The organism is Tepidanaerobacter sp. EBM-38 (assembly GCA_001896545.1).
Lineage (GTDB): Bacteria > Bacillota > Thermosediminibacteria > Thermosediminibacterales > Tepidanaerobacteraceae > Tepidanaerobacter.
Genome location: MPOT01000025.1, coordinates 35,788 through 55,365 on the forward strand (window position 1 = coordinate 35,788; position 19,578 = coordinate 55,365).

Below are 19,578 nucleotides of genomic sequence, written 5' to 3' on the forward strand. Positions count from 1 at the left end.
AACATTTGAACAGTTGCTCAAATGTAAAAACGATGGAAGGAGGCTTCCAAACAATGATATATGAACTGGAAGGTCTTGATTGTCCTAATTGCGCAGCTAAAATCGAAAGAGAATTAAAGAAGGTTGAAGGTTTAGCGGATGTTACGGTGAACTTTTCTACTCGAACTATTGATATAGAGCAGGAGCTTGAAGGCGAAGTAGTAAAGGTGCTTGAAAAAATAGAACCTGATGTAAGGCTTGTTCCTGAAAATTCAGTTACGGATAAAAACGATAGTACTCATGGAGATAGTAAGCTTCAGTTGAAAACAAAACTTTTGAATATAATTTTATCAGCAGTTTTTTTAGGATTGGGGATATTTCTTTCTCCTAAACTTCACGGGCAATATGAGATATTAGAATATTTGCCATTTTTAGCGGCATATATTTTGGCGGGAAGGGATGTAGTTCAAACTGCATTTCGCAATATTGTTCGAGGACAAGTCTTTGATGAGAACTTCCTCATGACTGTGGCTACATTAGGGGCTTTTATTCTGCACCAGCTGCCTGAAGCTGTAGGTGTTATGCTGTTTTATTCTATAGGTGAATATTTTCAGGCATTGGCGGTGCAAAGATCACGTCGTTCTATTGCTGACCTAATGGACATTCGACCGGATTATGCAAATTTTTTGATAAATGATGAAATAAGTCAAGTTGCCCCGGAAACAGTAAATATTGGTGAAACTATAGTAGTGCGACCCGGGGAAAAGATACCTTTGGACGGAGAAGTGTTGGAAGGTACCTCCTATTTGGATGCATCGGCATTAACCGGCGAATCGGTTCCATACCGGATAAATCCAGGAGAAAAAGTAATGGCGGGTATGGTTAATATTCAGGGATTGTTAAAAGTAAAAGTTGAAAAGACCTTTAGTGAGTCCTCTGTTTCAAAGATACTAAACCTGATTCAAAACGCATCTTCACGTAAGGCAAAGACAGAACAGTTTATTACAAAATTCGCCAGATATTATACGCCTGCGGTAGTAACGGCAGCGGTAATTATAGCATTACTGCCTCCGCTGATAGTTCCCGGGCAAAGTTTTAGCAATTGGTTGTATAGGGCTTTGACCATGTTAGTCATATCATGTCCATGTGCTCTGGTAGTATCAATCCCATTGGGATACTTCGGCGGAATTGGCGGAGCATCTCGTAGGGGAATCCTTATTAAAGGCGCTAATTTTATAGAAACCCTTGCAAATTTGGATATTGTTGTATTTGACAAAACAGGCACTCTTACAAAAGGCGTTTTTAAAGTTAATGATGTAAGACCTGCAAACGGTTTTGCGGCACAGGAGGTTTTACGCATGGCTGCATATGCTGAGACTTACTCAAATCACCCTATAGCAAAATCAATTATAGAAGCTTATGGAGATACTATCGAAAAGTCACTGGTGACTGATTACGAAGAGATAGCAGGACACGGTATAATGGCAAAAGTCGAAGGAAAACAGGTATTGGCAGGCAATGAAAAGCTGCTAAAGAGCAGAGGCATAGACATAAAGATTAATAAGGATGGTTTAGTCGGCACTTTAGTCCATATAGCAGTTAACGGTATCTACGCAGGAAGAATAACTATCTCAGACGAGATTCGTTTAGATTCGGCTAAAGCCGTCAAAGAACTCAGAAATTTAGGAGTAAAACGAGTCGTAATGCTCACAGGCGATACAAAAGAAACGGCTAAATATGTATCTGAAGTAATCAAACTTGATGAATATTATGCAGAACTGTTGCCTCAGGAAAAAGTTGAAAAGTTGGAAGAACTTAAAGGCGATGATAGAACCAGGTATAAGGTAGCTTTCGTAGGCGATGGTATAAATGACGCTCCGGTTATCGCATGTGCCGATGTAGGCATTGCTATGGGAGGGTTAGGCTCTGATGCTGCTATTGAAGCTGCTGATGTGGTTATTATGGAAGATATGCCGTCAAAAATTGCTGAAGCGATAAGGATAGCAAGATATACTAAGAATATCATTGTACAAAACATAGTATTTGCATTGGGCGTAAAGGGTATTTTTCTGACTCTTGGAGCAGCAGGAGTAGCCAGCATGTGGGAAGCAGTCTTTGCTGATGTAGGCGTAGCTCTTCTTGCCATATTAAATTCTACAAGGACTCTGTTACGAAAAGCATAATAAAGCTAAAAAATTGCGATAAGGGTACATCCTTCTGCCCTTATCGCAATTTTTTAATAGCGGGCGGTCGAAGACCGCTCTAATAGGCATTGATGGCATTTGCAGTTGCATCCTTTGAAATTTCCGAATATAATTGGTATAAAGTACAACTCCTAAAGATTCTTAAAATAAAACCAAGAGGTGACTTTAGTTGTCTGTAGAATCCGTAAGAGAATATTTTAAAACAAAAAACATGGATGTAAGCATTAAATTTTTTGAAGATACTAGCACAGTGGACAAAGCCAGTCAATCACTTGGTGTTACACCGGGTGAAATAGCTAAATCGCTTCTTTTTAAAGTGAAAGAAGACTATATAATGGTGCTAATGGCCGGAGATAAGAAAATAGATAACCGAAAATTTAAGGACACCTTTTTTTGCAAGGCTAAGATGCCTAACCCGGATGAAGTTATGGAAATAACCGGTCATCCGGTGGGAGGTGTATGTCCTTTTGGCTTAAAAAACCCAATAAATGTTTATCTGGACATATCATTAAAAGATTATGATATAGTATATCCTGCTGCAGGGGAAGCTAATGCAGCCGTGAAACTTTCTGTTCAAAAATTAGCCGAATTGACTGGAGGTAAGTGGATAGACATAAGTAATTAGCGCTATTTTTGACAAATGGCTTAGCTGAAATTTTTATCTTTAGTAGGCTTCCCATCATATTCAAATGTTGTGCAATTGGTAGATTTATTGTATTCATTATTCTTTTTATAGGTAATTTCGATGCTGTCGATTTGGCAAAGGTCGTCTTCATTATGATATTTGCATGTATCAACTATGCAGGTTACGGTCGGATTTAATTGGCGTCCGATGCCTACCAATTCTTCGGCGAATTCAACCCAATTTATATTGTCAGCAGAATCAATAAAACCATCTAAGCTTTGTCGCTTTTCAAAAGTGCTGCATATTGTTTCCTCTTTAGATTTTGATGTTGTATTTACTGTTTCATTCAAGATGTTGATGTTACCAGCACTGCAAATATTTCCAGGAATCCAGTGAGTGCAAGCATTTACGCTACACTTGACTTCAGGATTAGGAATTTTTGTATTATTGGGCATAAGTACACTCCTCAACAGTTATTTTAGTATAGTATTTACTTTGTTTGGAAAAATTATTATGTTTTTTGCTTTAATATGTTGATTGAATATCCAATTTAAGGTAAAATGAATCTGAATAAGATGAATGATTTTTTATAAATATCACTGTTTTTCATATTTTAAAAATAAATGTAAGGTTAGGTGATTTTATGCTCACAAAAAACGAACTGGCTAAATATATAGACCACACCTTATTAAAACCCACTGCCACATTTGAAGAAATTGAAATATTGTGCTTAGAAGCAAAGGAATACGGATTTTATGCAGTATGTGTTAATTCATGCTATGTAAAACATGCCGTAAATATTTTAGACGGTTCGGATGTCAAGGTTAGTGTAACGGTTGGATTTCCCTTAGGAGCTATGGCAACCGCCTCAAAAGTATTTGAAGCGACAGAAGCTATTAAAGCAGGGGCAATGGAAGTAGACATGGTTATGAATTTGGGTTTGCTAAAAAGTGGAGATTTTTATGGAGTTCAGGAAGACATTGCAGAGGTTGTAAAAGCTGTAAAAGCAATTAATTCCGGCGCCAAAGTCAAGGTAATCTTAGAAACCGGATATCTTGATGAAAATGAAAAAGTATCGGCATGCCAGTTAGCTAAAGCTGCTGAAGCTGACTTTGTAAAAACTTCGACCGGTTTTGGACCTGGCGGTGCTGCCGTTGAAGATGTGAGGATGATGAAAAAAATAGTGGGCGATGCTATGGGTGTAAAAGCCTCCGGCGGCATAAGAGATGCAAAAACCGCACTGGCAATGATTGAAGCAGGGGCAACGCGAATAGGAACTAGTTCAGGAATAACTATAATACAGGACTATAAATAGTAAGTGAAATTTTGGAGGTTGACATATATGTACTTTGAGAAACCTGGCAAACAAAATACAGAAAAAACCCTTGAAATTGTTAAAAAAGCTGTAAGTGAGCGCAATATAAAACATGTGGTAGTAGCCTCATGCAAAGGCTATACCGCAAAACTTTTTCAAGAAGCAAATCTCGGGGTAAATCTTGTTTGCGTAACACATGCAGCTGGTTTTGAAACACCAGGTGAAATGGAAATGCCTGAAGACATCAGGAAGGAACTTGTAGATTCAGGGGTTAAAGTCCTTACAACTACCCATGTGCTTTCAGGTGTTGAAAGAGGCATCAGCCGCAAGTTCGGTGGGGCATACCCTGTGGAAATTATAGCACATACCTTAAGAATGTTGGGCCAGGGTACAAAGGTATGTGTTGAGATAGCTGTAATGGCACTAGATGCCGGTCTTATTCCATACGGAGAAGATATAATAGCTGTGGGTGGTAGTAGTAGAGGAGCTGATACAGCAGTAATCTTGCGGCCGGCTCATGCATCAAATATTTTTGATACGTGGATTTCAGAGATTTTATGCAAACCTGCAAGCAAATGATTTGGAAGCAGTTAATTGACAAGAGAAAGATTTTATGATATATTTTATAAAATTAAATACATACCTCATCTCGCAAAGAGTTGAGGTAGAGGCGCGATGTATCAAGAGTAAGCTTGTGGAGGCGGGGAAGCCGATTAAACAAGCCCAAAGGGAGCATCGCCGAAGTGTGGTTTATCCCAAAGACCATGCTGGGCCTATATCGAATAGGTATAGGACTGTCACCGAAGTAATTCGGTGGAGAGCTACTTCAAGAGAGAGGTATTTGCCAAGGAATAAAACAACCGGCAAATGACCCCGGTTGTTTTTTGCTGCAAAAAACCTCTTAATCCAAATATACAGAGGGAGGAATAGATGTGTCAAAATCCAGAATTGCCGTAGTAGGTTTTGGCAATGTAGGAAGAGAAGTAGTGCCTGCTGTTAAGGAAAGCCCAGATATGGAAGTGGCAGGAATTGTCCTAAGGGATCCAAAGAAAATTGATTCAGCTAAAAAAGCAGTGGGTGATATTCCGGTAGTAACAAATGTAAAGGAACTGGGGAAAATAGATGTTGCAATTCTGAGTATACCCAGCCGTTCTGTTCCTGAGGTTGCTCCGCAGTATCTAAAAATGGGCATTAATACTGTTGACAGCTTTGATATTCATGGTGATTCCATCATGAGTCTAAGGAAAAACTTGGATCAAATTGCAAAAGCAAATGATGTCGTATCCGTAATTTCTTCAGGCTGGGATCCGGGTTCGGATTCTATTGTAAGAGGTTTATTAGAGGTAGTTGCCCCAAAAGGGCTGACCTATACTAATTTCGGCCCGGGTATGAGCCTTGGCCATACCGTAGCAGTTAAAGCTATTGAGGGTGTGGAAGATGCCCTGTCTATGACGATACCGGAAGGCACCGGCCTCCATAGGCGTTTAGTATATGTAAAGATTAAGGAAGGGTATGATTTTGAAAAAATTTCCGAAACAGTAAAAAATGATCCTTATTTTATCCATGATGAGACCCATGTTTATAAAGTAGATGACGTAAAAAATCTTATAGATAAAGGTCATGGCGTGCATATGGAAAGGAAGGGTGTATCTGGCACCACCCATAATCAGCGAATGGAGTTTATAATGTCAATATGCAATCCTGCGGCCGCAGGTCAGGTAATGGCAGCTGCTGCTAGAGCAAGCCTCAGGCAAAAGCCCGGATGCTATACCACACTAGAAATTCCAATTATAGACTTTCTATGCGGAGAAAAAGAACAACTATTACATCGATTGATATGAGCAATTTCTTAAAAAAGTGTTGAAATCGTCAACACTTTTTTTGATATAAAATAGATTTGCGAACAAGCGAGATTATAAGTAATCTTAATCTTAGCTATGAGAACATATTTAAGTAAACAAATTTTAAACTTGCATATAAATGATATAATTAATAGTATGAAACTATTATATAATAAGAATATCTAGCCGGGAATATCAAGGGGGTGAGCCATGAGTATCGGCTATAATGAAACGAAGTTAGACGGGGTGTAAATAAACTGATGAAATACGATGATGATAACAAAAGCATAGCAAATGCTAATATGGAAACCAAAATAATAATCGATGAGGATGAAGAAAAAGACTTGCGCAAGCGGGTAATACAACTTGCTATGCCCTCACTTGTTGAGCTTTTGCTGGGAACTCTATTCGGTATGGCAGATATGGTTATGGTAGGGCGAGTAAATAAAGAATCTTTAGCAGCGGTAGGTATTACCAACCAGCCAACTATGTTGGCTTTGGCAGTGTTTCAAGCTCTAAATGTGGGCAGCACGGCTCTTGTAGCTCGCTTTATGGGAACAGATGATAATGAATCGGCAAGCAGTGTTGTAAAGCAAACCCTTATTTTAACGGTAATCATGGGCACAATAGTAAGCATATTGGGTTATATTTTTGCAGGTAATGTAATAAATTTCATGGGTGCAAAACCTGATGTGTTTCCCCTTGCTGTCCAATATCTAAAAATTATTTCACTTGGGGGTATATTTATTTCCACCAGTATGGGAATAGCCGCTGCATTAAGGGGCGCAGGAGATACTGTTACACCCATGAGATACAATTTAATCTCGAACCTTATAAACGTAGGCTTAAACTATATCTTGATATATGGCAAATTGGGATTTCCGGCAATGGGTGTCGCCGGTGCTGCTATAGCAACAACAGTTTCACGTTTTGTGGCAATGATTATGGCAGTTTTAGCGATATATCATCCGGATTCTTTGCTGAGTCTTTCGAAAAGGAAGGGTATCTTCCTTGATTATGATATAATAAAACGCATATTAAAAATTGGGATACCTTCGGGCGTAGAACAGTTTGTACTGCGCTTAGGGCAGGTAGAGTTTGCTAGAACCGTGGCAGGTCTTGGCACAACAGTATTTGCTGCTCATCAGGTAGCTTTAAACGTATTTGGCCTGTCCTTTTCACCTAGTCAGGCTTTCGGCATGGCAGCTACCACTTTGGTAGGGCAGAGTCTTGGAGCCGGGAGACCGGAGATGGCTGAAAAATACGGATTGGAAACACGGCGAATGGGGATGTATGTTGCAGTTGCCATAGCATCTACATTCTTCTTTTTCGGCAGACAAATTGCAAGTATATATACTAATGATCCTCAAGTTATTTTGCTGGCAATAGGTTGTTTGAAAATAATTGCTATTATGCAGCCTATGCAGTCGACCCAATTTATTCTCGCCGGTGCATTGCGTGGTGCAGGTGATACGCGGGGCCCCCTTTTTGCAACTGTCATAGGAATATGGGGTATTCGGGTTATGCTAGCGAAAGTATTTATTAAGATGGGTTTCGGCCTTACGGGTGCTTGGGCAGCACAGGCGTGTGATCAAGTGTTTCGCTCGATTTTTATCTACTTAAGATATAATTCAGGAAGATGGAAAAGACTCAAAGTATAGAGCAGTTCGAATGCGCGAAATGTATATCAGATTTTTCACAAGTTCCCATATATTTTTCCCTTTGAGATCTGAAATCATAATCGGTGTAGTAAAATAGTTCCATATTTATAAAAATGACAATTTAGGAAGTGATACATATGGAGAAATTACCTTTTATGAAGATGAACGGCTGTGGCAATGATTTTATTGTTGTGGATAATCGAGAGGGTATTATGGCGGAATATGACCTTCCGATATTTATAAAGCGAGTGTGTGCTAGAAGAGTTTCCGTAGGTGCAGATGGTTTTATGATGTTAGAAAAGTCTAGCAAAGCTGATTTTAAGATGCGGTACTTTAATGCAGATGGTAGTGAAGGTGAAATGTGCGGCAATGGTGCACGCTGCATTTCAAAATTTGCGTATATACTTGGGGCGGCAAATGCTGAAATGACTTTTGAAACTATGGCAGGTATTTATGAGTCCAAGATACTAGGTGAGAATGTCAGCTTAAAGTTTCCTCCTGTTAGTTTGAGCAGTTTGCAGCTTAATCAAACTCATAACTTTGAAGGGGAAACCTTAAAATATAACTATGCTCCGGTAGGAGTTCCTCATGTGGTTATATACCGAGACGATGTTGACACAATGGATTATAAAGAACTTGTCAAACTTGGAAGAAAAATACGTTATGCAGATATTTTCCCTTGTGGTACTAATGTAAACTTTTTAAAAATTTTAGATGAGAGTAATATATTGATTAGGACCTATGAGCGGGGAGTTGAGGATGAAACTCTAGCATGCGGTACAGGCTCAACAGCTTCTGCCATCATCTCATATTTACTGGGCAAAGCAAGAGTTCCGATAAACATGCACACTCGAGATGGGATTTTGAAGATTTTTTTTGATGCAAAAGATGGTGTCATCGACAACTTATGGATGCAAGGGAATGCAAAAACAGTAGCAGAAGGGTATATTTTACCTGATGCATGGTGTGATAATTGAGAATTATCCTTTGTCCATTGAGAGTCTTGTAAAATTTTAAGGAAACTGTTATGATTATGATAAAGAAAAAGTTCATATGGCATATGATGGTATGAAGAGGATGAGAGAGGCCTTTCTATAAGGCGCCGAAGGGGTAAGCCAGATCCAGGTGAAACTCTCAGGCAAAAGGATCATCTTTGGACCAACCTCTGGAGAGCTTTGGCGCCGACGAGGGAAATCTTTCAGGCAAAGGGACAGAGGTTCTAGGTATAAGCTATTTTTATTGTTTTATACTTAGAACATTTTTTTGTCACCAAAATAACTAAAAATTTACGCATTACTGAAATATTAAAAAGGAGGGATGAAATGCTTAAAAGAACTCCGCTCTATGAAGAGCATTTAAAATTAGGGGCAAAAATGGTGGATTTTGCAGGTTTCGAAATGCCTATTCAGTATTCATCGATAATCGATGAACACATGGCTGTAAGGACAAAATCGGGCATCTTCGATGTGTCTCACATGGGAGAAATCTTGGTTAAAGGGGAAAATGCCGGAGATTTTCTAAATGGTATTCTCACAAATAACATTCATAAAATCAAAGAAGACCAGGTCCAATATACCATCATGACATATGATAATGGTGGAACCGTGGACGATCTCATGGTTTATAAGCTGAGCTTAAATCATTACTTGCTGGTAGTAAATGCGGCCAACAAGGACAAGGATTTTGAACACATCAAAAGTTTGGCTCCTGCGGATGTTGTGGTGGAAGATGTGAGTGATGATTATGGTCTAATTGCCATTCAAGGCCCGGAAAGTGCCGGATTTATAAAAGAACTCTTTGGAGAGATACAACTTAAACCATTTAATTTTCGAACCATTGAATTTGATAGTGATTCACTGATTTTATCCCGTACCGGCTATACCGGGGGTGAGGGTTTTGAGGTGTATGGTTCTTTGGAGATGACGAGGAAGCTTTTTTGTAAAGCAGTTGACTTTGGTGTAACTCCCTGCGGGCTTGGGGCAAGGGACACGTTGCGTTTTGAGGCAGGTCTGCCGCTATACGGCCATGAGCTAGGTCCGGATATTACGCCTGTTGAAGCGGGACTTAGCAGATTTATAGATTTAAGTAAGCCTTTCAAAGGGCGTGATGTGCTGCGCACTCAAAGCGAGCAAAGAGATAGAAGACGTCTTATCGGGCTTAAACTTCTTGATCGTGGAGTGCCAAGACCTGATTATCCTGTGTATTATGACGGCAAACAGGTTGGAAAGGTGACATCCGGCGGTTTTGCGCCATACGTTAAGGAATATTTGGCTATGGCTCTGGTAAAAATACCTTTGGATGATGCTAATGATAAGTTATTTGAGATTGAAATTCGCGGGAAAAAACATCGAGCCGAAAAGGTATCTACGAACTTTTTAAAAGGATAAAAGGAGGACGGATTATTATGAGTAATATTCCAACAGATTTAAAGTATACGGAAGAACATGAGTGGATTTTTGTTGAGGACAGTCTTGGGAAAATCGGCATTACCGACCATGCTCAGGAAGAGTTGGGTGACGTAGTGTATGTAGAATTGCCGGAAGTCGGCGATAAAATTGTCAAAGGTGAGCCTTTTGGCTCGGTAGAATCAGTAAAAGCTGCTTCAGATTTGTTTGCTCCGGTTTCCGGAACGGTAGTAGAAATAAATGAAGCCCTTATTGAAAGGCCGGAATTGGTAAATGAGAGACCTTATGATGACGGCTGGATGATAGTGGTGGAGGTGGAAGACGAAAGCGAGCTTGATGATTTGCTGACACCTGCGGAGTACAAAAAATTAGTAGAAGGTGAGTAGTAATGAGATATATTGGTCATGCGCCTTCTCAAATCGATGAAATGCTTGAAACTTTAGGCATTTCCAGTATAGAAAGTCTCTTTAATGATATCCCCGACAATGTGAAACTTAATCGAGAAATGAATCTTCCCCGTCCGCTTGATGAAATAGAGCTTAAACGTGAATTACTTAATATCAGCAAAAAAAATAAGGCTGCTGATTATGTAAATTTCATCGGAGCCGGAGCTTATGACCATTATGTGCCTGCGGTGGTTAAGGCTTTAGTAAGCCGTTCGGAGTTTTATACATCATATACGCCGTATCAAGCCGAGCGCAGTCAGGGGACTTTAGCGGCTATTTTTGAATACCAGACGATGATGGCAAGGCTAACCGGAATGGATGTAGTAAATGCATCAATTTATGATGGGGCATCGAGTTTAGGCGAGGCTATTCTAATGGCCTGTAATATCAAGAAAAAGAATAAGGTAGTGTTTTCCGGTGCTATACATCCGGAATACTTGACTACTGCTAAAACTTATGGTTTTGGCAATGGAATAGATATTGTATCTTCCGTATATACTTCATCCTGTGAAACCGATTGGAAACAGCTCGAAAAGCTGGTTGACGACAACACCGCAGCTATTGTAATAAGTATGCCTAATTTTTTTGGGGTAATTGAAGATGTTAAACAGGCCGAAAAAATAGCTCAAGCAAAGGATGTTATGCTTATTGTATCGACAAATCCCATCACCTTAGGGCTCTTAAAACCCCCATCAGATTATGGGGCTGATATTGTGGTGGGAGAAGGGCAGCCTTTAGGCAATTCATTAAACTTTGGCGGTCCGTATCTTGGATTTATGGGAACAAAAGCTAAGTATATGAGACGGATGCCAGGCAGGATTGTAGGGGAGACAGTAGATGCTGACGGCAAGAGAGCATTTGTGCTTACACTTCAAGCTAGAGAACAGCATATTCGACGGGAAAAGGCCACTTCCAATATTTGTTCAAATCAAGCTTTAAATGCCTTAGCTGCAACTATATACCTTGCATATCTTGGCAAAAACGGCTTTAGAGATGTGGCATACCACTCCCATGCAAATACTCAATATTTCATTAATGAAGCAAAAAAATTAGACCATATAAAAATCATCAACCCTAAAGTTTTCAATGAAGTGGTGGTAGAAGTAAACGACCTTGACAAGAAATATCAGACGGCCATAGAACATAAAATGCTACCAGGCCTGAAACTTAATAAATTCTATCCCGAACAAAAAAATAGACTTTTGATAGCTTTTACCGAAAAACGCACCAAGCAGGAAATCCAAGAGCTTTTAAAAGTGCTGGGGGTGAGTTAGATGGAAAATGTTCCTCTGATTTTTGAAAAGTCAAGGAAAGGGAAAGAGGGTTTTAAATTAAGTCCCCTCAAAGTGCCGGAGATTGAAGTATCTAAAACCTTGGGTGAAGACCTATTAAGGGACGAATTAGATTTACCAGAAGTATCAGAAGTTGATGTGGTAAGGCATTATACTAAACTTTCCAGAATGAATTTTGGAGTTGATAATGGGTTTTACCCTTTAGGCTCTTGCACCATGAAGTATAATCCTAAAATAAATGAAGAAATTGCGGCTATGTCCGGTTTTACCGAACTGCATCCCTATGCACCGGAAGAGCTTTCTCAGGGTACGCTTGAGATTATGTACGACACACAAAACCTGCTTGCCGAAATTACCGGTATGGATTATTTTACCCTACAGCCTGCCGCTGGTGCTCATGGCGAACTTACAGGGATATTGATTATTAAAAAATACCTTGAGAACAAGGGCGAAAAACGCACTAAAATTATCGTACCTGATTCGGCCCATGGCACTAATCCGGCTTCTGCAAATCAGGCCGGTTTTGATATTGTCAATGTAAAATCCGACAGTGAAGGCCTGATAGACATCGAAGCATTAAAAACAGTGGTTGATGAAGATGTGGCGGCACTTATGCTTACAAATCCAAATACCTTAGGACTTTTTGAAAAGAATATACTGGAAATATCTAAAATTCTACATGATAAAGGTGCTTTATTGTATTATGACGGGGCAAATTTAAATGCGGTCATGGGCATCGCACGGCCGGGAGATATGGGCTTTGATGTAGTTCATCTCAATCTTCACAAGACCTTTTCCACACCTCATGGCGGTGGCGGTCCCGGTTCTGGGGCGGTAGGTGTGAAGGCATTTCTCCGAGACTTTTTGCCCAAACCTTTAGCCGCTAAAAATGATGAAATGTATTTTCTGGACTATGATATACCTTATAGTATCGGCAAAATACATGGTTTTTATGGAAACATCGGAGTGGTTCTTAAGGCCTATGCATATATAAGAAGCTTAGGAGCTAAAGGCTTAAAAGAAGCCAGTGAAATTGCTACATTAAATGCCAATTATCTATTGAAAAAGATTGAGGATATGTTTGATGCTCCTAAAGATGCTCTGTGCAAGCATGAATTTGTAGTAAGCTGTAAAAACTGGAAAGAAGAATACGGTGTAAGAGCTTTGGATGTAGCTAAACGTTTACTTGATTACGGCTTTCATCCGCCCACAATTTATTTTCCGCTGATAGTTGATGAGGCTTTGATGATTGAACCAACGGAAACCGAGAGTAAAGATACCTTGGACTCTTTTGCCGATGCACTGCGAAAAATATATGAAGAAGCCAAACAAACACCGGATATATTAAAGTCAGCACCACATGCTACACCGGTCAGACGAGTTGATGAAGTAAAGGCTGCTCGAGAAATGAAATTAAAATATCAGGGCTAAAGCCCGACAACGGATTTAATTATCCGGCAATATTAATAACTGCCAATCTTAGCAATAACCGGCCGAAATATTGATTGTTCAAAAATGATAAATACTGTTTTCAGCAATGTATATGTATAAGAAGCAATTTAAAAATAGGTGCTGAAAGAGTATTAAACCGCATAAAAACAGGTGTCAGGTATATACCTGACACCTGTAACTGTAATAAATAACTACTCTGCAAATACATGATTACCGATTCTGTAAATTATGGGCTTCGAAAGCAGCCACTTATTCGATATCTTATATGGATTAAAGAAGAAAAGAGCACCTCCTGTAGGATCTAATCCGCCCAGTGCTTCATCGGCTGCTTTATATGAATCGCTACTGACAACTACGGTAAAAAGTCTTCCGTCAAGCACTGGCTCAAATTGATATGCACCAGTTTCATCTACATGGTATATTACATCTTTAATAGTATTTGGGAATTTATCGCTTAAGACACGATTAACTACAACTGCTCCAACGGCTACCTTTCCAATATACGGCTCACCTTCGGCTTCTGCTTCAATAAGTCTTGCCAAAAGAGCTCTTTCTTCTAGAGTATGATATACGCCTGTACCATATTTTATGTATTGTCCTCGACTAATACCTCCTCTGGAAGGCAAATCCGAAGTTTTTTGTGTAGAAGATGATGCTTTTGATGGAATTAAAAGTTTCATCCCAACATAAATCTCGTTTCCCCAAAGCCCGTTAATGATTTTTAAATCATCTATTGACACACCATAATTTTTAGAGATTAGATAAAGAGTATCTCCCTTTTTTACAGTTATCTGCTGATATAGACTTCTCTGAGGAATATATAAGGCTTGTCCCGGCCAAATAACTTCGGAATTCAGGTTATTTAAAGCTTTAAGCTCTGATACATCTATACCAAAGCTTTGACTTATGAGATAAAGGGTATCACCGGATTTTACCGTGTATCTTTCCGGAATGAGCAAAGCCTGTCCAGCTGTTACGGAATCCGAGTACAAATTATTGCACTGTTTGATTTTGTCTATTGGAACTCCTGTAATTTTACTCAAGGAATACAGAGTATCCCCGGCTTGTACGGTAATAACTTTAGCTTCAGCCCTTCCAGAGAGCAATATCAGAAAGGCAAATATGAAAATTGCTATATTCAGTTTTCTGACAAAATACACCAAATACCAACCCCTTTCCTTTGGATGATTATACTATAAGTCCGCTGTAGATTTCATCAAGTAAAATTCACCAAAGAAAAATATGGGAAAAATAAGCCGCCGGGCCCAGCTTTTCAAGCGACCCGGCGTAAGTGATTGCCTTTACTTTTTGAAATTTATTATAAGCTTTCCGTCCCCGGTGTTTACGGATGTTATTTTTAAATCATAAGGCAGAGGCGGCGGTGTAAAAGTCATATCATAATCTGCCATCAGTTCTTCTATGACCTTGGCAGGCAGTATTACACCACTGAATTCCAACCTCTTAGGAATAAATTTTATTTTCTGTTTTTCAGTAAGCTGTATACCACATGTAATAGAATAGGTAGGGGCATCGCTGTCGGGTTTTTTTTCGGCAACCGTGATTCCTTCTGAATGAAAGGTGAAATATACATCCTTTAAGTTTTCATCTTTAGACAACAGAATTCTTGTGACACTGGTATCAAAAAATTCAGCACGAGCGGTCATGGCAAAATAGTTAATTTTTAAATTGTCAGGGCTTAAACTGGACCATGGAAGCGAAGACAAATTCTTTAGTAAATAGTCCAATGAAGGCAGAGACTTCTGCCAATCCTTGCTGATTTCTTCTAAAAATTCAGTGTCTTTCAGGATAAGCCTTGCACGCTGCAGTTCTTTTTGCTTTTCTGATATCGTCTGGGTTATTTTTTCAAGAGCCAACTCGGCCTGCTTTTCTAGAGACTGAATTTCCCGCTGCTTTTCCATAATATCATTTTCCTCCTGCCGGCATTGAGTGATGAGAGCTTTGGTTTCGAGAATTATATTATTATAGTATTCCATGAAGAACATAACGTTGTCAAAACGCCGAAAAAAATCTCCTAAATCATCAGCTCCGATTAAAACTGCAAACAGGTTGCCCACACCACCCTTGAAAGAAAATACTATCCAGCGGGATAACTCCTCCTGTCGCTTATTAAAGCTGCTGTTTAATGAAGAGAGTTCTTTTTGCTTTATCTCAAGTTCCTTCTTAAGCTCCTGATTCTGAACAGAAAGCTTTTCAACTTCTTTTTTAAGTGAAAGGACCCTGGCGTCTAAAGTTAAAATCTCCTCTATTAGTTGCCGCTCTGTCTCAGATATTTGCGCTCCCGGCGCGACATCTACAAATATTATATTTAAGAAAAAAATAATGACTATTAAAAAAATATGCCATTTAGAAATTCGCATCATATTCCTCCTGGCCTGAGCAAACACTATATTTTATAATATTTTATTCTACAAAAACCGCAAATATCCTCCACATTATCTACTTTTCCGGAAGACAGCAAGGGTTTCTGAATTAACATTACTTATTTTTTTTCGAAAATTCTTTTGGAGAATAACCTGTATATTTTTTAAAATTCAAGGAGAAATAGCGATAATCAGTATAACCGACTTGTTGAGCAACTTCTTGTATTAAAGCATTGGGATTTTGCAAAAGCTCTATTGCTTTTTCCATTCTAAGCTTCGTGAGATATTGTACAAAGGTCATCCCTATGGTTTCTTTGATTTTTCGGCTTAAATAGCTTTCGTTGTGGTGTACATGATTGGCCACATCGCACAAACTAATATTTTCTGTATAATTTTGACTGATATAATCAAGTGCTTTTTTTATTCCGGATTCACTAGCATCTGATATATACTCTCTAATTGCCATAAGAATCTTCATTAGGGTGCTTTTTACAAAATCATATATTTCATCGACGGTATTTAGATTTCGCATGATTTGATAGGGGGTAAAGGATGGTCCCACTATGTCATCCTCATCAATATTATAATCTTTAAGAAGTTCTGTAGCGGCGCCGATAATTTCAAGGCTCATCTGCTTTATCAAGTACATATTCGCTTTGCTGCCTTTTAATGTTTTTAAATATAAAACCTCCAGTGAATTAGCAAGCTGCTTTCTATCACATGCCTCCAATGTTAAGAGTATCTCGTTTTTTATGCTGCCCTTAAATTCTATATCCTTATTTCCTTCATTTTCAATGTCTTTAAAAAAGGTGATGCTTCCCTTGCCCGCATAAAAGCGATTTTCTAGAGCTGTTTTTGCTTGTTCATAGGCAGTTTTTATATTATCAACGCTATTTTCCTTAGATATGCCAATGCTTAATGTGATTTCGGCATACTTCCTTACCTCCTGTTGAAGTATGCTCAGCCTTTGAAAAAGTTTATCACAGCTAATGATTTCCTGGGGAATAATGGCAGCTAAACGATCTTCGTGACACTCAACTAAGTAAATATCATTTCCTAATATTTGGGAAACCTTGCTGCTTATTATCTGATTTTGCTCATAAAGAGTAGAAATTTGCTCGTAAAGATAAGGCTCTTCAAAACTGTCATTTTGGATAAGGGCGATTGAAAATCTGTCAAGCCTTATTTTATAAACATTTTCATTTTCTAAAAGGTCATAAAATGGTCTGCGCCCTCGCAATATATCCAATAATAATTTTTCCCGTGTTACATCTTGCTGCTCTTTTGCTTTTCGGCACTCCAAAACGGCCTTTTGTACTGCACCCTCAAATTCTTTTGTATCAATGGGTTTTAAGATAAAATCCATTGCATGGATTTTTATAGCCCTTTTAGCATATTTAAAGTCATCGTATCCCGTAACGACAATAAAATTACATGGATTAAATGCCATTATTTTTTCTATCATGTCAAGACCATCCATTCCGGGCATCTTTATATCGGTTACGATAATATCAGGTCTGAGCTCTCGCGCTTTTGCTATTGCTTCAAAGGCATCAGATGCTTCGCCAATTATGATACAGCCATAGCTTTCCCAATCGATGGTTATCTTTAAGCTTTCTCGAGCCAGCCTTTCATCATCCACTACCAATACTTTAATTTTATTCACTTGGCATCTTCCTCCATTGCTAAAGTGAGCCTGACATAGGTCATAATCAAAATTAGCATTTGTTTTATCATCGTATGAATTATACTTGGACACACTCATAATACAATTGTAAGTATATTGTAACAGAAATTACTCAAGTATCCTAGATGATATAAAGTATCGGAGACATAAAATTCAAAAAAAGGATTTTGCTTTATTATGTAGAATATATTATATATAGAATTAATGAAACAATATTCCGTAAAGTGGTACAATATTTGAGATTCAGGTAAATTCTATGTAGAGGTGAAATTATGGCTCAGGATAATACGGTACAATCAGTGGAAAGAGCGATTAAAATTCTGGAAGAGTTGGCTGCAGAAAAAGAAGGATTAGGTGTTACGGAACTTTCCCAGCGAGTCAATTTGCACAAAAGCACTGTACATCGCATGCTTACGACACTCTTAAATCTGGGATATGTTGAACAAAATGCCTTGTCGGAAAAGTATCGTTTGGGAATGAAAATTTTATTTTTAGGCGGAAGCATTCTGGAGCGGATGGATATTCGCCATGAAGCCCATGACTTACTTGAAGAGCTTTCGGGAAAAGTGAATGAAGCTGTGCATTTGGTTGTTCCCGATGGTTTTAGAGCCATTTATATTGATAAACTAGATAGCAATAAAACAATTCGCATGTGTTCACAGATAGGTCGTATAGCGCCTTTGCATGCTTCGGCTGTGGGCAAGGCTATTTTAGCATTTTCGAGCCCGCGATTTGTAAATGAAGTAATTGAGCAGGGACTTGCAAGATATACTACAAATACTATAACAGAGCCGAGAGAATTGATGCGGCATTTAGAAATAATAAAAGAGCGTGGTTTTGCAATTGATGATGAAGAGAATGAGGAAGGTATAAGGTGTGTTGCGGCTCCGATATTTGATTACACAGGAAAAGTAATAGGAGCGATAAGCGTATCGGGTCCGACTGTTACTGTTACTAAAAAACAGGTAGAGAAAATCAGTGAAGATGTGACAGAGTGTGCACGAAAAATATCCCAAAGGATGGGGTGGAAGGCCGATTAGATATACTTGGTATCTTAGCAAAGGCTTTAACGAATGAATGACTCGCATAAGTCTTTGCTTTAAAATATAAGGAGGTGCTTTCTTTTAATGGATTTTGAATTTTTTATGCCGGCACAACTTGTCTTTGGCCAGGGAAAAGCTAAATGTATAGGCTCATACGTTAAATCCTTAGCCAATAGAGCCTTAATAGTTACCGGTAAATCTAGTGCTAAAAAAGCCGGGCATCTAGCTCTGGTGACAAAAAGCTTGGAAAAGGAGGGAATAGACTGGGTCTTATTTGATGAAGTTGAACCAAACCCTCTTACCACAACCATAGATAGGGGAATAAGTTTAGCTCGAAAAAGCAAAGCAGAGGTTATTATCGGATTAGGCGGCGGTAGTGCTATGGATTCAGCTAAGTGCATTGCTTTTGGAGTAAAAAAAGAGGATTCTATTGCTAACTACTTCGGTGCTCAACCGGCCGGAGAAGTGCTGCCAATTGTACTTATTACTACCACTGCCGGGACGGGAAGTGAAGCTAATAATTATGCTGTAATGACCAACCCTGAAACACATGTTAAAAAATCTCTATCGTCTCCCGATACATTTGCAAAGATTTCAATTATCGATCCTGAACTTATGCTTACAGTTCCTAAAAAGGTTACGGCATCTACCGGAATAGATGTTTTTTTCCATTCAATGGAATCATATCTTAGCAAAAGGTGTCAGCCTATAAGTATGCCATTATCTCTTGAGGCAATGCGTTTAGTAGTGGAAAATCTAAAAGGTGCATATGAACATGGGGATAATATTGAATATCGTGAACGTATGGCGTGGGCCAATACTATTGCAGGAATAGCCATAAACCTTGCGGGTAATTGCGGAATACACGGTTTAGGACACCCTTTAAGTGCATATTATGACATTGCCCACGGTGAAACCCTTGCGGCAGTTTCCCTTGCGTTTCTGCGGTTTTCCATTCCGGAGGCTTCTGATAAATTAGCAACGATAGCAGAAATTTTTGGGGTAGAAACTAAGGGACTTTCAAAAGATGAAGCCGCCGAAAAGGCCATTGAAGCACTAGAAGCCTTCATGGAAAGCTTAAATCTGCCTACAAAAATATCTGTTTTTGGCGTTAAAGAGGAGGATATCGACAAATTAGCACAAAATGCTTATGAAAATTCGATTGGCAATTTCAAAGCTAGTCCCCGCGAGATAACTTTAGATGATGCAAGAAAGATATATAGGGATTCTTTATAAGGTCATTAGTT

General features: G+C 38.9%; 17 protein-coding genes and 2 riboswitches. Of the genes, 13 read left to right on the top strand and 4 right to left on the bottom strand.

Annotated elements, in window-relative coordinates; translation table 11 throughout:
• The first annotated feature begins 53 nt into the window (after nucleotides 1-53).
• Nucleotides 54-2,162, top strand: a complete 2,109-nt coding sequence (locus tag BUC45_RS02030) for a heavy metal translocating P-type ATPase (RefSeq protein ID WP_296969959.1) — start codon at nucleotides 54-56, stop codon at nucleotides 2,160-2,162.
• A gap of 232 nt (nucleotides 2,163-2,394) precedes the next feature.
• The gene (locus tag BUC45_RS02035; RefSeq protein WP_366749559.1) at nucleotides 2,395-2,808 is read left to right on the top strand and encodes a YbaK/EbsC family protein; all 414 of its coding nucleotides are present in this window, start codon (nucleotides 2,395-2,397) and stop codon (nucleotides 2,806-2,808) included.
• A 20-nt stretch (nucleotides 2,809-2,828) separates the two neighbouring features.
• On the opposite strand, the gene BUC45_RS02040 is transcribed toward BUC45_RS02035, so the two are convergent.
• Nucleotides 2,829-3,263 carry a DUF1540 domain-containing protein gene (locus BUC45_RS02040; RefSeq protein ID WP_296969962.1) on the bottom strand — a complete coding sequence of 145 codons (435 nt, stop codon included), beginning with the start codon at nucleotides 3,261-3,263 and terminating at the stop codon, nucleotides 2,829-2,831.
• Between the two features lie 188 nt (nucleotides 3,264-3,451).
• Between BUC45_RS02040 and deoC the strand changes: the two genes are divergently transcribed.
• From deoC to gcvPB, 9 genes are all read left to right on the top strand, one after another.
• Nucleotides 3,452-4,123 (top strand): deoxyribose-phosphate aldolase, encoded by a 672-nt coding sequence (deoC, locus tag BUC45_RS02045; RefSeq protein WP_296969964.1) that lies wholly within the window; start codon nucleotides 3,452-3,454, stop codon nucleotides 4,121-4,123.
• A gap of 27 nt (nucleotides 4,124-4,150) precedes the next feature.
• Nucleotides 4,151-4,702, top strand: coding sequence for a pyruvate kinase alpha/beta domain-containing protein (locus tag BUC45_RS02050; protein WP_296969965.1), 552 nt, complete (start codon nucleotides 4,151-4,153; stop codon nucleotides 4,700-4,702).
• Between the two features lie 78 nt (nucleotides 4,703-4,780).
• Nucleotides 4,781-4,955, top strand: a riboswitch (Lysine riboswitch).
• A 100-nt stretch (nucleotides 4,956-5,055) separates the two neighbouring features.
• On the top strand, nucleotides 5,056-5,964 hold the full coding sequence (locus BUC45_RS02055; RefSeq protein ID WP_296969967.1) for a diaminopimelate dehydrogenase: 909 nt from the start codon (nucleotides 5,056-5,058) through the stop codon (nucleotides 5,962-5,964).
• A gap of 260 nt (nucleotides 5,965-6,224) precedes the next feature.
• The gene (locus BUC45_RS02060; protein ID WP_296969969.1) at nucleotides 6,225-7,625 is read left to right on the top strand and encodes an MATE family efflux transporter; all 1,401 of its coding nucleotides are present in this window, start codon (nucleotides 6,225-6,227) and stop codon (nucleotides 7,623-7,625) included.
• A gap of 137 nt (nucleotides 7,626-7,762) precedes the next feature.
• Entirely contained in the window at nucleotides 7,763-8,602 is an 840-nt protein-coding gene (gene dapF, locus BUC45_RS02065) for a diaminopimelate epimerase (protein WP_296969971.1), read from the top strand.
• Between the two features lie 91 nt (nucleotides 8,603-8,693).
• Nucleotides 8,694-8,785: riboswitch (glycine riboswitch) on the top strand.
• Between the two features lie 162 nt (nucleotides 8,786-8,947).
• Nucleotides 8,948-10,012, top strand: coding sequence for a glycine cleavage system aminomethyltransferase GcvT (gcvT, locus tag BUC45_RS02070; protein WP_296969973.1), 1,065 nt, complete (start codon nucleotides 8,948-8,950; stop codon nucleotides 10,010-10,012).
• A 17-nt stretch (nucleotides 10,013-10,029) separates the two neighbouring features.
• Nucleotides 10,030-10,416 (top strand): glycine cleavage system protein GcvH, encoded by a 387-nt coding sequence (gene gcvH, locus BUC45_RS02075; RefSeq protein WP_296969974.1) that lies wholly within the window; start codon nucleotides 10,030-10,032, stop codon nucleotides 10,414-10,416.
• 2 nt (nucleotides 10,417-10,418) lie between these two features.
• Nucleotides 10,419-11,750 carry an aminomethyl-transferring glycine dehydrogenase subunit GcvPA gene (gene gcvPA, locus BUC45_RS02080; RefSeq protein ID WP_296969976.1) on the top strand — a complete coding sequence of 444 codons (1,332 nt, stop codon included), beginning with the start codon at nucleotides 10,419-10,421 and terminating at the stop codon, nucleotides 11,748-11,750.
• Nucleotides 11,751-13,199: an aminomethyl-transferring glycine dehydrogenase subunit GcvPB gene (gene gcvPB / locus BUC45_RS02085; RefSeq protein WP_296969978.1), complete on the top strand. Its 1,449-nt coding sequence runs from the start codon at nucleotides 11,751-11,753 to the stop codon at nucleotides 13,197-13,199.
• 212 nt (nucleotides 13,200-13,411) lie between these two features.
• Here the strand turns inward: gcvPB and BUC45_RS02090 are convergent, their stop codons facing one another.
• The 3 genes from BUC45_RS02090 to BUC45_RS02100 form a co-directional block, all read right to left on the bottom strand.
• Nucleotides 13,412-14,380 carry a LysM peptidoglycan-binding domain-containing protein gene (locus BUC45_RS02090; RefSeq protein ID WP_296969980.1) on the bottom strand — a complete coding sequence of 323 codons (969 nt, stop codon included), beginning with the start codon at nucleotides 14,378-14,380 and terminating at the stop codon, nucleotides 13,412-13,414.
• 141 nt (nucleotides 14,381-14,521) lie between these two features.
• A complete protein-coding gene (locus BUC45_RS02095) occupies nucleotides 14,522-15,598 on the bottom strand; it encodes a hypothetical protein (RefSeq protein ID WP_296969982.1) in 1,077 nt (358 codons plus the stop codon).
• Nucleotides 15,599-15,716: 118 nt separating this feature from the next.
• Nucleotides 15,717-17,267 carry a response regulator gene (locus BUC45_RS02100; protein WP_296969984.1) on the bottom strand — a complete coding sequence of 517 codons (1,551 nt, stop codon included), beginning with the start codon at nucleotides 17,265-17,267 and terminating at the stop codon, nucleotides 15,717-15,719.
• Nucleotides 17,268-17,560: 293 nt separating this feature from the next.
• Here BUC45_RS02100 and BUC45_RS02105 point away from each other — a divergent pair, with 293 nt between their 5' ends.
• Both BUC45_RS02105 and BUC45_RS02110 read left to right on the top strand, forming a co-directional pair.
• Nucleotides 17,561-18,328: an IclR family transcriptional regulator gene (locus BUC45_RS02105; protein WP_296969986.1), complete on the top strand. Its 768-nt coding sequence runs from the start codon at nucleotides 17,561-17,563 to the stop codon at nucleotides 18,326-18,328.
• A gap of 87 nt (nucleotides 18,329-18,415) precedes the next feature.
• A complete protein-coding gene (locus tag BUC45_RS02110) occupies nucleotides 18,416-19,567 on the top strand; it encodes an iron-containing alcohol dehydrogenase (protein ID WP_296969988.1) in 1,152 nt (383 codons plus the stop codon).
• The last annotated feature ends 11 nt before the right edge of the window (nucleotides 19,568-19,578 follow it).